Annotated in this window: 13 protein-coding genes; 10 read left to right on the top strand and 3 right to left on the bottom strand. The window is 71.7% G+C overall.

Annotation, left to right across the window (positions count from 1 at the left end):
* The first annotated feature begins 102 nt into the window (after positions 1–102).
* The 3 genes from ACCP09_RS23895 (at position 103) to ACCP09_RS23885 (ending at position 2,627) form a co-directional block, all read left to right on the top strand.
* Entirely contained in the window at positions 103–315 is a 213-nt protein-coding gene (locus ACCP09_RS23895) for a MerR family transcriptional regulator (protein ID WP_433750357.1), read from the top strand.
* Positions 316–416: 101 nt separating this feature from the next.
* Positions 417–1,166 (top strand): ZIP family metal transporter, encoded by a 750-nt coding sequence (locus ACCP09_RS23890; protein WP_433750354.1) that lies wholly within the window; start codon positions 417–419, stop codon positions 1,164–1,166.
* A gap of 219 nt (positions 1,167–1,385) precedes the next feature.
* Positions 1,386–2,627 carry an MFS transporter gene (locus ACCP09_RS23885; protein WP_433750351.1) on the top strand — a complete coding sequence of 414 codons (1,242 nt, stop codon included), beginning with the start codon at positions 1,386–1,388 and terminating at the stop codon, positions 2,625–2,627.
* Here ACCP09_RS23885 and ACCP09_RS23880 read toward each other — a convergent pair.
* Entirely contained in the window at positions 2,616–3,971 is a 1,356-nt protein-coding gene (locus tag ACCP09_RS23880; protein ID WP_051362864.1) for an MFS transporter, read from the bottom strand. The genes ACCP09_RS23885 and ACCP09_RS23880 overlap by 12 nt on opposite strands.
* A gap of 197 nt (positions 3,972–4,168) precedes the next feature.
* On the opposite strand from ACCP09_RS23880, the gene ACCP09_RS23875 reads away from it, so the two are divergent.
* The gene (locus ACCP09_RS23875; RefSeq protein ID WP_027933463.1) at positions 4,169–4,432 is read left to right on the top strand and encodes a DUF3040 domain-containing protein; all 264 of its coding nucleotides are present in this window, start codon (positions 4,169–4,171) and stop codon (positions 4,430–4,432) included.
* A 34-nt stretch (positions 4,433–4,466) separates the two neighbouring features.
* Here the strand turns inward: ACCP09_RS23875 and ACCP09_RS23870 are convergent, their stop codons facing one another.
* Together ACCP09_RS23870 and ACCP09_RS23865 are read right to left on the bottom strand one after the other, a co-directional pair.
* Complete coding sequence (locus tag ACCP09_RS23870; RefSeq protein ID WP_027933462.1) at positions 4,467–5,030, bottom strand: DUF305 domain-containing protein; 564 nt, start codon at positions 5,028–5,030, stop codon at positions 4,467–4,469.
* Positions 5,031–5,085: 55 nt separating this feature from the next.
* Complete coding sequence (locus tag ACCP09_RS23865) at positions 5,086–5,433, bottom strand: hypothetical protein (protein ID WP_433750346.1); 348 nt, start codon at positions 5,431–5,433, stop codon at positions 5,086–5,088.
* Between the two features lie 242 nt (positions 5,434–5,675).
* On the opposite strand from ACCP09_RS23865, the gene ACCP09_RS23860 reads away from it, so the two are divergent.
* The 6 genes from ACCP09_RS23860 (at position 5,676) to ACCP09_RS23835 (ending at position 12,195) form a co-directional block, all read left to right on the top strand.
* On the top strand, positions 5,676–5,954 hold the full coding sequence (locus ACCP09_RS23860) for a PASTA domain-containing protein (protein ID WP_228685023.1): 279 nt from the start codon (positions 5,676–5,678) through the stop codon (positions 5,952–5,954).
* A 141-nt stretch (positions 5,955–6,095) separates the two neighbouring features.
* Positions 6,096–7,244, top strand: a complete 1,149-nt coding sequence (locus ACCP09_RS23855; protein ID WP_433750343.1) for a beta-1,3-glucanase family protein — start codon at positions 6,096–6,098, stop codon at positions 7,242–7,244.
* 13 nt (positions 7,245–7,257) lie between these two features.
* Positions 7,258–8,220, top strand: coding sequence for a glycosyl hydrolase family 18 protein (locus ACCP09_RS23850; RefSeq protein ID WP_433750340.1), 963 nt, complete (start codon positions 7,258–7,260; stop codon positions 8,218–8,220).
* A 173-nt stretch (positions 8,221–8,393) separates the two neighbouring features.
* On the top strand, positions 8,394–10,232 hold the full coding sequence (locus tag ACCP09_RS23845; RefSeq protein ID WP_051079470.1) for a hypothetical protein: 1,839 nt from the start codon (positions 8,394–8,396) through the stop codon (positions 10,230–10,232).
* Positions 10,233–10,298: 66 nt separating this feature from the next.
* Complete coding sequence (locus tag ACCP09_RS23840; protein ID WP_433750336.1) at positions 10,299–11,960, top strand: hypothetical protein; 1,662 nt, start codon at positions 10,299–10,301, stop codon at positions 11,958–11,960.
* 28 nt (positions 11,961–11,988) lie between these two features.
* Complete coding sequence (locus tag ACCP09_RS23835) at positions 11,989–12,195, top strand: hypothetical protein (protein ID WP_231960702.1); 207 nt, start codon at positions 11,989–11,991, stop codon at positions 12,193–12,195.
* Positions 12,196–12,380: the final 185 nt, after the last annotated feature.

The raw sequence follows: 12,380 nt of genomic DNA, 5'->3' as shown, positions 1-12,380 counted from the left end.
CCAACCAGTGAAACGTTTGGCCGACAAGGACATGGAGGCTATGCGGGCCAACCGGGCCATGGGCCGCGCGGCTCCGGCCGGTCACCCAATACGGTGACGATCATGACTGCACGCCGACGTACGGTGGGCTCGGGTGAACTCGCCGCCGAGCTGGGCCTGTCCCGGCGGTCGATCAGCCGTTACGCCGAGCGCGGCTGGATCCGGCCGGCGCTCGTCACCCCCGGCGGCCAGTACCGCTGGGACGTCGAGGACGTGCGCAAACAGCTCGACGCGCTACGTGAACGCCGGCCGGGCCGGGAGAACTCGTCCGGTTAGGACGGTCCGCCCACACGGTAAGCGCTTTCCCCGGCACCGAACCGAGCAGAACCACGCCCGCCGCGCGACGATGATCGGCGAACGCGACGCGGGAGGTGCGGATGCCGGAGTGGCTCGAGGCCGGGGTGTGGGGCCTGGTCGGCGGGGCGGCGCTGGTGATCGGCGCCGCGGTGGCGTGGTTCGCGCGCGTGCCGTCGCGGGTGGTCGCCTGGATCATGGCCTTCGGGGCGGGTGTGCTGATCTCGGCGCTGGCCTTCGACCTGATGGACGAGGCCGAGCGGACCGGCGGCCTGCTCCCGACGGCGCTCGGGTTCCTCGGCGGGGCCGTGGCGTACGTGCTGGCGAACGTCGCGCTGGCCCGGCGCGGCGCACGGCACCGGAAGCGGTCGCACGACCGCCAGCCCTCGGAGGACGAGGTGCAGGGCAGCGGCAGCGCGATCGCCGTCGGGGCGCTGCTGGACGGGGTGCCCGAGTCGGTCGTGCTGGGGTTGTCGCTGCTCGGCGGTGGCGGGATCGGCGTGTCCGTGCTGGCGGCGGTGTTCATCTCGAACGTGCCGGAGGGTTTGTCGAGCGCGGCAGGCATGAAGCAGGCGGGCCGGAGCGCGCGGTACGTGTTCGGTGTGTGGGGTGGCATCGCGCTGGCCAGCGGCGCCGCGGCGCTGCTGGGGAACCTGCTCCTCGCCCGCGCGGCGCCGGAGACGATCGCGGTGATCACGGCGGTGGCGGCGGGCGCGATCCTGGCGATGATCGCGGACACGATGGTGCCGGAGGCGTTCGAGGAGGCGCAGCTGGTGACGGGCCTGATCACGGCGGCCGGGTTCCTGACGGCGTTCGCCCTGGAACGGCTGTGAAGCGGACTCGTGCGGCCCTCGCCACACCCGAGAAGTGTTAGCAGCGGCCGCTGTCGCCATCGACACAAGGACAGCTCGCTGACCCGCCGGTAGCGTGGTGACGCGCCTGGGCGAGTGCCCAGAAAAGCAGGCCCTGGCCCCGACCGGCCCAGGCCTCAAGCACGTCCCACCGCCGGGACCCGTTCGGGACTACCCCGGCTCTTTTGGAAGGAAACACCCTTGCGGCGAGAACTGCCGCCGATGATCCGCGCGCTCGGAAACCACAACTACCGCCTGTGGGCGACCGCCGACTTCGTCTCGGTGACCGGCACGTGGATGCAGGTACTCGGCCTCAACTGGGTCGTGATGGCTCGCACCGGCTCGGCCACCTCGGTCGGTCTGTCGGTCCTCCTCTCGACCCTCCCGGCGCTGCTCATCGGCCCCTGGGCCGGCGCGATCGCCGACCGGTTCCCGCCACGGCGGATCATCCTCGCCGGCCAGACCACCCACCTGGTCATCGCTCTGCTGCTCGCGTTCATGGTCTGGCAGGACATGCCGCTGGCCACCATCTACGGCCTCACCGCGCTCGCCGGCGTGGTCGGCGCCTTCGAATCCCCCGCGCTGGGCCGCTTCGCGGCCCAGGTCGTCCCCCGCCACGACCTCGGCAACGCCCTCGCGCTCGGCAGCATCATCAACTCCGCCGGCCGCGTGCTCGGCATGAGCCTGGCCGGCGTGCTCGCCGCCGCGGTCGGGGACGCGCTCCTGTTCGTGCTCAACGCGGCCAGCTTCGTCGCCGTCATCGTCACCGTCCTGGTGATCCGCACGGCCGAACTACACCCGCTCGCCGTCGCCAAGGCCGACCGCGCCGGGGTCCGCGCCGGGCTGGCCTACGTGCGCCGCAGCCACGTGCTGATCGTCCTGTTCACGCTCGGCTTCGTGCTGTCCGGCCTCGGCCGCAACTACCAGGTCACCATGGCCGCCATGGCGGAAGGGCCGCTGAACTCGGGCGCCGCGGGCTACGGGCTGCTGTCGTCCGTGTTCGCCGTCGGCACGGTGATCGGTGGGATCATCGCGGCCCGCGTCCGCGAGCTCACCCTCCCGCTCCTGCTCGGCGCCGCCGCGGTGACGAGCTTCCTGCAGACCGTCAGCGGTTTCCTGCCCGGCATGCTCGGTTTCGGCGCGGTGATCCTGCCGATCGCGGCGGGCGCGGTCCTCATCGACACCGCGAAGAGCACCCGGCTGCAGCTCGACTCGGCCGAGGACATGCGTGGCCGCGTGCTCTCGATCGACGGCGCGGTCGCCGCGGCCGCGGGCGCGACCGGCGCCCCGCTGCTCGGCTGGATGTGCGAGCGGCTGGGCGCGGGCGAGGCCCTGCTGGTCGCGGGTGTGGTCACCCTCGCCGCCACCGGTGCGGCGACGCTCGCGTTGCAACGGGCGCGCCGCCAGGTCGTCGAACCCGTGCTCGCCACCTCAGCGGCGTGACCCGGTCAGCTCCTCCGGGCTGACGATCGCCGGGGAGCCCTGCAACGGCCGTCCCGCCGACTCCCGCGTCAGGTAGATGCAGATCGCGCCGACGACCCCGGCCGCGATCAGGTAGTACGCGGGCCAGTTCAGGTCGCCGGTGCCGGCCACCAGGGCTCCCATCACGGTCGACGTGGTGCCGCCGAACAGCGACACCGAGATGTTGAACGCGATCGACAACGCCCCGGCGCGGATGTGCGTCGGGAACATCGCGGGCAGCGTCGAGGGCAACGTGCTGGAGAAGCACACCAGCGTCAGGCCCATCACGGCCAGCCCGGCGAACGTCGCGACATTCCCGCCGACGCGGAGCAGCAGCACCGCCGGCAACGACAGCACGACCAGCCCGAGGCACCCCGCCATCACGATCCGCCGCCGCCCGAACCGGTCCGACAGCCTGCCGAGGAACGTGACCACGACCATCAGCAGCACGAGCACCACGATCTGCAGCACCTGCGCCGCGGTCTCCCCGACCCCGTCCTCGCCGTGGCCGGGCAGCGTGTCGGTCAGGTAGGTCGGCAGGTAGCTGGTGAGCATGTAGTTCGTCACGTTCCAGGCGAGCACCAGCCCGGCGCACAGCAGCATCGCGGGCCAGTAGCGGCTGAAGATCGTGCGGAGCTCCTGCCCGGCCGATCCGCGCTGCTTCCCCTCGCCGGACACATAGTTCGCGAAGGCCGGGGTCTCCTCCAGCCGCAGCCGCAGGTAGAGGCCGACCAGGCCGATCGGCAGCGCGATCAGGAACGGGATCCGCCAGCCCCAGCTCAGCAGCTGGTCCTCGGTGAGCACCGCGGTCAGCACGGTCGCGATCGTCGCGCCGAACGCGTACCCGGTCAGGGTGCCGAACTCGAGCCAGCTGCCCAGGAACCCGCGGCGGCGGTCCGGCGCGTACTCGGCGATGAACGTCATGGCGCTGCCGTACTCGCCGCCCGTCGACACGCCCTGGACCAGCCGGGCGAACAGCACCAGCAGCGGCGCCGCGATGCCGATCGCCTCGTACCCGGGCACCACGCCGATCGCGAACGTGCCCAGCGCCATCAGCACGACGGTCAGCGACAGCACGCGCTTGCGGCCGATGCGGTCGGACAGCGGCCCGAAGAACAACCCGCCGAACGGCCGGATCAGGAACGACACCGCGAACAACCCGAACGTGGCGATCGTCGCGACGGGACCGGACAGGTCGGTGAAGAAGACCTTGCTGATCGTCGTGGTGAGGTAGCCGTAGACGCCGAAGTCGTACCACTCGGTGATGTTGCCGATCGCCGCCGCGCCGACCGCCCGCTTGACTACCGCCGGATCCGCGACGCTCACGTTTTGGTCTGGCACCGTCGCCGCGTACCCGTTGCCTGGACCGGGAAAACCACCCGGTCCAGGGGATCCGCGACGAGCCGCACCACACGCGAAGGGGCCGTACCCCGAGCGGTCGAACCCGCCGCCACCCGGATTGACCTGCGCTGATCCGGGTATCCGCCGGAGCAGACCAGTCGACGGCGACCCAGGGGCGGCCCATGTTGAGCCGGAACGAGCAACAGCAGCTCAGGGCGATCGAGCGGTGGTTCGAGATCAGCGATCCCGACCTGACCAGAGCGCTGCGCGAAGGCCGCTTCCGCCACCTCGGCCGGCTGCGCAGACTGGGGTGCCTCGCGCTGATGACGTTCGGCGCGCTCCTGATCGGGCTGGGCGCGGTGGCCGCGAACGTGTTCCTGTTGTTCGTCGGCATCCTCGCCCTGACGACGGGCGTGTGCCTGCGGATCGGCGCGCTCCGGCCGTGACGGCGGGGCGGACGCCCGCCCCGCCGCCCGCTGGTCAGGCGAGCATCGCCTGCATCTCGGCGATCTCCGCCTGCTGGCTGTCGATGATCCGCTGGGCCAGTGCCTTCGCGTCGGCGTTCGACCCCTCCGCCAGCTCCGTCCGCGCCATCTCGATCGCGCCCTGGTGGTGCTCGATCATCATCCGCAGGAACTGCCGGTCGAACTCCACGCCGGTGGCGTGCTCGAGCGCCGTCATGTCGTCGTGGCCCATCTCGCCGGGCATCGAGTGGTCCATCGGCGTGGCCGGCGCGCCCCACTGGGTGAGCCAGCCGCGCATCTGCTGGATCTCCGGGTCCTGCGCCCGCTGGATGCGGGCGGCGAGGTCGAGCACGCGCTGGTCGGTGCTGCGGCCGGGCGCCAGCCCCGCCATCTCCAGCGCGCCTTCGTGGTGCGGGATCATCATCCGGGCGAAGTCGACGTCGGCCTGGTTGTGACCGGCCTGCTGCTCGGCCGCGGTCGTGGTGGTGCCGTGGGATTCGTGGCTCTGGCTGCCCGCACCGCATCCGGCGAGCAGGGCGGCGGCCAGCACGAAGCCGCCCACGAACATGGTCTTGCGCATGGGAAGGGAAACCTCTCGTGTGTTTGCTACTGCGAATTCGGCGGACGAGCGCCGATCACAGCCGCAGCACGCAGAGGCCGGCGAGCACCGCGCGACCGGAGGGGCGGTCCGGCGCCCGCGAGCGGGGACGGCCGGCGAGGCGACGGGGGAGCGGCGGGTTGCGCACCGCACGCAGCAGCGTCCACAGGCCGAGCAGCACCCCGGCCAGCAGCACGGCGAGGCACAGGTGCAGCACGTCGTGCGTCATGCCGTGGCCGTGGTCGCCGTCGGGTTGCCCGGCGTGGGCGACCACGGTCACGACCGTGCTCTCCGGGTGATCCGCTCCGGCGATGTGGTGCATGCCGACCAGGCCGAACGCGAGCAGGCACAGCAGCACCGCTCGTCGCCAGCCGGTCACCGTCACGCGATCAGGATATGCCCAGCGGCGGATCGGGCGGCGGCATCGGGGGCTCCGGCGGAGTCGGCGGCACCGGCGGTTCGGGCGGTGGCGGCGGCACCGGATCGGGACCCGGCCCGGGCGGGATGGGCTCGGGACCGGGAGGCACGGGATGCACCATGGCGTCCTCCTCGGTCGTTGTCGACATGCCCGGTATACCCGGTTCCGGATCGCGGCGCACGTCGTCGATCTGCGCCTAGACTGGTCGCATGCGGCGGCACCGGCCGGTAGTCGAAGTGCCCGACGTCGTTGGCCTCGGCGCGGACGACGCGTGCTCGATCGTGCGCCGCGCCGGACTGGTCCCCGCCGGGCCCGAGGGTATGCCCGCACCCGAGGAGGGCGTGGTCGTCGCGCAGGCGCCCATCGGCACGGCAGGCGCCGAGCAGGGCGCCACGGTCGTCCTGATCACCCAGCACGGCCGCCGCCCGTCGGACGATCCGATCACGCCGCCGCCGACCGAAGAGGCCGACACCCTCCAGCCTGCCTGATCGGGCAGCCACCCCTTCCCGGCCGTCCCGCGACCGGACAACGGCTGTCAGCACTTCACCTGATGAGCCTATTGTCCGTTACCGCGCTCGCCACTCACATTGGTATAGACCACCCACCCGATCGGATGAAAGGGTCTGCCGATGCTGAGTCGCCGGAGCTTCCTCCTCGCCGCGAGCGCCGGAGCGGTGGCGCTCTCCGTCAGACCGGCGAGTGCGGCCACCGCGCTGCCCCTGACGATCGTCAACAACAGCGGCGAGTTCGCGAACACTTCGATCTGGTGCTACCTGGTCGGCACCGACAGCGCGGGCAACCAGTTCCGGGTCCACGCGGACGGGTCGATCGCGCCAGTTTCGTTGTCCGACAACGGTTCTGATGGCTTCACCGACTACGCGATCCCATTGAACGCGAGCGGCGCCACCACGATCAACGTGCCGCCGATGTCCGGGCGCCTGTACTTCGCGCTGGGCCAGAAGCTCAAGTTCAAGGCTGTGACCGACGGCGCGGGCCGCCCGGCGCTGCAATACCCCGCGGGGTGGGTGGCCGGCGACCCGAACTACCCGGTCCTGCACGACTTCGTCGAGTTCACGCTCGACGACCTGGGCATGCACTGCAACACCACGATGGTCGACCAGTTCAGCGTGCCGCTGTCCATCCAGCTCACCGGCGCCGGGTCGCAGAGCACCGGCACGCTCAAGGCGGGCGGCCGGGCGCAGATCTTCGACCAGGCCCGGGCGCAGCCGGACTTCGCGAACCTGGTGGTGGACGACCTGCGGGTGATCGCGCCCGGTCACGGCCTGGACGCCGGCCGGTTCTCCGCCACGTACTTCGACAGCTACACCGACGCGGTGTGGGCCAAGTACGCGGGCACGGACCTGCGGCTGGACACCGGATCCGCGGTCTTCACCGGGCGCGTCGGGTCCGACGGCAACCTCGTCGTCCGCGACGGCTCCGGCCGCACCGCCTCGCCGATCCGCCGACCGTCCACACGCGACATCCTGTTCTGCGACGGCGCGCTGGCCGCGCCGAACGACGGGCTCACCGGCCCGGTCGCCGCGCTGCTCGGCGCTGCCTTGAACCGCTCGACCCTGCTGGACAACCCGAACCAGCCGGTCTCCGACCCCGGCGCGTTCTACCGCACGGCGGTGACCAACCACTACGCGCGGATCATGCACACCGCCACCACGGACGGGCGGGCGTACGGCTTCGCGTTCGACGACGTCGGCGGGTTCGCCTCCTACATCGAGGATCCCGCCCCGCGGTCCTGCACCGTCACCCTCACCCCGTTCTAGGAAGGGCCCGCACATGAAACGACTGATCGTGATCGTGCTCGCCGGGCTCCTCGTCGCGCTCGGCTGGACGCCCGCGCAGGCCGCGTTGCCGTCCAAGCAGCTCACCGGCTACTGGCAGAACTTCGTGAACTCGGCGCAGCCGCTGAAACTGTCGCAGGTGCCGGACGCCTACGACGTCATCGTGCTGGCCTTCGCCAACGCCGACCCCGCCACCCCCGGCGCGGTGACCTTCGGCGTGGACCCGGACCTGTCGAACGCGCTCGGCGGCTACACCGACGCCGACCTGAAGGCCGACATCGCGGCCAAGAAGGCGGCGGGCAAGTCGATCGTGCTGTCGATCGGCGGCGAGCGCGGCAACATCGACCTGAGCAGCGCGGACCGGGTGAGCGCTTTCGTCGACTCGTTCACCCGCGTCGCGACCGAGTTCGGCATCCAGGGCATCGACGTCGACCTGGAGGGCACCTTCGACGCGGCGAACACCGCGAGCGCGGTGACGCAGGTGCACGACCGCATGGGCGACGGCTTCCTCGTCACGATGGCGCCGCAGACGCTCGACGTGCAGCCCGGCGGCCGGTACCTGACGCTGATCGAGAGTGTGAAACCGCTGATCACCGTCGTGCACACGCAGTACTACAACTCCGGCTCGATGCTCGGGTGCGACGGGCAGGTGGTGTCGCAGGGCAGCGTCGACTTCATCACCGCGCAGGCCTGCCACCTGCTGCGGGTGCTGCGGCCGGATCAGGTCGCGATCGGGTTGCCCGCGACCGCGCAGGCGGCGGGCAGCGGCTACGTGGCGCCCTCGGTGGTGAACGCGGCGCTCGACTGCCTGGCGACGCGGACCGGCTGCGGGTCCTACGTGCCGGCGACCGCGTGGCCGGGCATCAGCGGCGTGATGACGTGGTCGGTCAACTGGGACGCCTCGTCGGGCTGGGCGTTCTCCACCCCGGTCCGGGCGCACCTGGACGCGCTCGGCTGACTGTCCGTACTGGACACCCGCCCCGTGTCACTCGTCAGGGTGACACGGGGAACTTTTTGCGTGGGTTATTCCCAACCTTTGACACTGCTTTGACACCCGTCGGCGCCGCGCGGAACCATTCCGTTCCGCCCAATTCCCGGGCACAGATTCAGGGAACGGAACATGGAGAAGGCATGCGCCTGAAATCGCCGTCATGGCGAAAAATACTGACCGGCACGGCGGCCGTCGCACTGGCCGCCGGCGCCGTGACCTACACGGGCACGAGCAGCGCCTATGCCGACGTGCAGGTGGTCACCGATTCGAAAACCGGTGCGGACGGAAAGCAGTACTGGGTGGAGAACCACCTGGTCGGCGGGGACGTCAATAAAATTCGCAGTGAAAACAATGGGCAGCGCAAGGAATGGCTGCTCGTGTGGGCGGGCGACGAGAACATCGCGGACACCGTCGTCAAGGACGTCAAGAACCTGCCCGGCACCATCAGCGGCGGTCTCAACAAGGCGAAGAACGCGCTGCCCGGGCCGGACTTCCTGGCCGTCATCGACGCGACCGAGGGCTCCCCGACGTACGGCAAGGTGGTCAACACCGCCACCGTCGGCCCGCTGGTCGAGAACGAGCCGCACCACATGCAGTACGTGTGGCACAAGGGCGACACGATCTACGCCGGCGCGTTGTTCGCGGCCGCGACCTACGCGTTCGACGTGAGCGCGTTGCCGCAGCTCAAGCTCAAGGGCGTCAGCCTGCCGACGCAGACCCTCGGCGGGTCGGTCCCGGACGCCTACTGGGTGCTCAAGGACGGAACGGCCTACGGCACCTACATGGGTGGCCCGGTCGCGCCCGGCCCGTACACCTACGCCAACGGCCAGACCGTGATCAGCAACGGGTTCGCGGGCAGCCCCGGTGAGGTCGTGCGGTTCGACCAGAACGCGCAGGTCCTGTCGCAGACCTCGGCGGCCACGCCGCAGGGCGACAACGCGAAGCTGTGCGAGAACCTCCCGACGCTGGGCCAGCCGACCTGCGCCAACCCGCACGGCATCCAGGCCCGCGAGGACCTGAACACGCTGGTGACCAGCGACTACGCCGAGCCGCGGAACATCATCCTCGACCCGGTCAAGCAGCCGTCGCCGTACCTGCGCCGCCCGACGGTCCGGACCTGGGACATCTCCGACCGCAACAACCCGAAGCTCAAGGCCGTGTCCTACCTGCCGGACGGCCCGCGCGCCGGGGACTACGACCCGCTCTACGCGGAGAGCCGCGCGGTCATGGAGACCACGGTGACCAACCTGCCCGGCCACAAGGGCGCCTTCGCCCAGACCATGCAGGGCGGCGCGGTGTTCTACACGCCGGACATCACCAAGGCCGAGCCCCACTGGTACCAGGTGTGGGACGACGGCGCGGCGAACCGGGCGCTGGGCAACAACGACAGCATCGGCGCCAGCTCCAACGGCGGCTGGATCCAGACCAGCCCGGACGACCGGTTCCTCTACCGCGCCATCCAGGGGCGGCAGAAGGGCACCCTCGGGCCGGACGACCCCGGCACCACCGGTGGCGTCTACGTCCTGAACATCGAGAACCTGCTCGCGCAGGGGCCGGACTGGGCCGGTCCCGGCATCCAGACCAAGGAGCAGGCGCGCAGCGGCGCGGACAACGGGGTGCTGCCCACGCTCGCCGGCGCGGCGCCGATCAACCCGGGCACGCCGGGGGCGGGCCCGCACTGGGGCGCGTACGACAACTTCGAGCTGGGCGAGGACGGCTTCTACCACGAGGTCACCTCGCCGGACCGGCTCGCGGTGTCGAACTACTTCGTCGCCCGGTCCGGTTTGGACGGCGACCACAAGGTCAACATCGTGAAGTTGTCGCCGGACGGCAAGGCCACGGTGGACCAGAACTTCCGCGACGAGTTCACCGGCCAGGTGGGCATCAACTTCAACCGGAAGTCGTGGCCGCACGGCGATTTCGGCAACGCAAAGCCCCACTCGGAACTGTTCGTCGTCGCTGACGCGGACGTGAAGTAAGCACGTGGCCGTGCGTGGCCGGGCCGGACCCGGCCACGCACGGCCCCGGTGCGGAAGAGGTAACTCATGGACCACGGGTCCCATCCGGTCACCGGCTCGGCCGGGCTGGATCTGGCCGCGCTGATCGTGCGGCTGGTGTTGCTGCCCGCCACGGCGTTCGTCGCGGGGATCGGGCTGCTGCGGCCGCAGGTGGACACGCTGCCCCGCCGGTTGTGGCAGGTCACCGCCGTGCTCGGCGTGCTGTCGGCGGTGCTGGCCGTGGTGTCGGCGGTGGCCTTCGACGTCAACGTCGTCGGCGCGGTCGTGCACGCGCTGCTGGTGCTGGCCGTGCCGGTGCTGACCACGCGGCGGCCGCCGGTGGGCCGCTGGGTGGCCACCGCGCTGCTGGTGTTGCTGGTGCTGGAAACCGCGCTCGGCCGGTCCGGTGTGGAGTTCGCGATCGACACGGTCTACGTCGCCGCGACGGCCGCTTGGTTCGGGCTGGCGTCGCTGGCGCTCGCGCGTGCGGAGACGCCCCGGCTCGGTCCGCTGTCGTGGACGCTCGGCGGTGTGCTGGCGCTGGCGGGCGCGGTGCAGCTGGCCCTGTCCGGGGTAGCGTTCGACCGGCGGCTGTACGAGACCGGGTTCGGGATCGCGCTGCTGGCCGCGTTCGTGCTGCCGATCGTGGCGGCCGTGTTGTGGCGGCGGGTCGCGGTCGTCGGCGTCGCGGCCGCGTTCGTGGCCTGGAGCGCGTTCGTCGCCCTGCCGGAACCGGCCGAGCTGCCGGTGCCCGGGGTGCCGTTGCTCGCCGACGCGGGTGGCACGCCGGTCCTGGTGAGCCCACAGCGGCCCGGCCGGAACCTCGTCCACCTGCCCGCGGCGGGCTCGGTCGCGGTCGGGGACGGGCCGGCCGTCCCGGCGGTCGCGCGGCCGGGCGCCTCCGGGTACTGGGCCGAGGTCGACCTGCCCGCGGGACGCAGCTCGCTGGTGGTTTCCGGCCGGACCATCGAGGTGGACACCGGTTCGGACAGCGGGAACGCGACGGCGTCCGGCCCGGACGGGCCGGAGTGCGCGACGACCGCGCTGGGCGGGTTGGTCGCCGGGCGCAAGGACGTGCTGACGACCTGCCCGGCGGACACACTGTCCGAAGCGGACGCGGACGCGCTGCGCAAGCTCGTCGGTTTCCTGGCCGCCCGCGGGACCGGCTCGATCACGGTCGTCGGCGATTCGTCGGCGCGGGGCACGGAGGCGGCCCGGGTTGTCCGGGAGGCGGCCGCGGCCGGCGGGGTGGCCGTGCGGCCGGATGGTGCGGCGCTGGTGGTGGTGTCCGGATGGGCGCAGGCGGCGTCGGCGCTGGACGGTGCGGCCGCGGCGCAGCGGGAGCGGCCGGCGTACCCGTACGGGTTGTACGTCGCGCCGTGGTTGCTGACCGGGCCGCTGGTGAACACGGTGGCCAGCTCGACGGTGCCGCTGCGGTTCGACCCGCGGGAGCAGGCCGCGGTCAGTTACGCCGTGGCGCTGGACAACGCGTTCCCCGGCGAGGCGGCGACGGTGACCGGGTTCCGGCAGTGGCTCGGCCCGGAGCAGCCCGAACCGCCGCGGGTGCAGCTGTTCGCGGCGGCGCAGGTCAACGCGATGCCGATGGCGCCGGGACAGCCGCACGCGCCGGGCATGGACGTGCCGGGTGAGGGCGCCGGGTTCTTCGTTCCACAGGGGACGGTCGTGCCGATCAGTTTTCCGCTCGGTTGAGACGGGCGGAGCAGAAAGGAGAGTGCAAGTGCGCAGGAGTGTGGCGAGGGTGCTGGCGGGCGGCGTGATCGCGGCCGCGGCGCTGGGGCTGGGCGGCGGCGTCGCGAGCGCCGACGAGGTGCCGATCTGGCTCGTCCCGGGAGTCGACGCGGGCCCCCTGCTCGACCCGACGATCGGGGCGCCGACCGCGGTGCTGGCCCCGGTCTACGGCCTGCTGACCGAACTGGCGGGCTGAGCCGGAACAGGAAGGGCCCCGCGCCAGGTGGGTGGCGCGGGGCTCTTTCGTGCTCCAGCCCGGCCCTCCGCGAACCGCGGGCAGGTAGCGACCGTGCCCGGCTCGTGCAGCCCGGCTCCGGCACACCTGCCCACCGTTCCCCGGCGGTCCGAACTGGAAGAGCCGTGCTCCAGCCCGACCCCTCC

The organism is Amycolatopsis sp. 3B14 (assembly GCF_050958625.1).
GTDB classification, from domain to species: Bacteria; Actinomycetota; Actinomycetes; order Mycobacteriales; family Pseudonocardiaceae; genus Amycolatopsis_E; species Amycolatopsis_E thermoflava.
The sequence above is the reverse complement of the archived record's forward strand: the minus strand, read 5'-3'. Positions and strand labels throughout refer to the sequence as shown.

Bases quoted from the DNA above. Each gene is read 5' to 3' on its own strand.
- ACCP09_RS23895 (WP_433750357.1), top strand. From the start codon at position 103: ATGACTGCACGCCGACGTACGGTGGGCTCGGGTGAACTCGCCGCCGAG.
- ACCP09_RS23890 (WP_433750354.1), top strand. From the start codon at position 417: ATGCCGGAGTGGCTCGAGGCCGGGGTGTGGGGCCTGGTCGGCGGGGCG.
- ACCP09_RS23875 (WP_027933463.1), top strand. From the start codon at position 4,169: ATGTTGAGCCGGAACGAGCAACAGCAGCTCAGGGCGATCGAGCGGTGG.
- ACCP09_RS23870 (WP_027933462.1), bottom strand. From the start codon at position 5,030: ATGCGCAAGACCATGTTCGTGGGCGGCTTCGTGCTGGCCGCCGCCCTG.
- ACCP09_RS23860 (WP_228685023.1), top strand. From the start codon at position 5,676: ATGCGGCGGCACCGGCCGGTAGTCGAAGTGCCCGACGTCGTTGGCCTC.
- ACCP09_RS23855 (WP_433750343.1), top strand. From the start codon at position 6,096: ATGCTGAGTCGCCGGAGCTTCCTCCTCGCCGCGAGCGCCGGAGCGGTG.
- ACCP09_RS23850 (WP_433750340.1), top strand. From the start codon at position 7,258: ATGAAACGACTGATCGTGATCGTGCTCGCCGGGCTCCTCGTCGCGCTC.
- ACCP09_RS23845 (WP_051079470.1), top strand. From the start codon at position 8,394: ATGCGCCTGAAATCGCCGTCATGGCGAAAAATACTGACCGGCACGGCG.
- ACCP09_RS23840 (WP_433750336.1), top strand. From the start codon at position 10,299: ATGGACCACGGGTCCCATCCGGTCACCGGCTCGGCCGGGCTGGATCTG.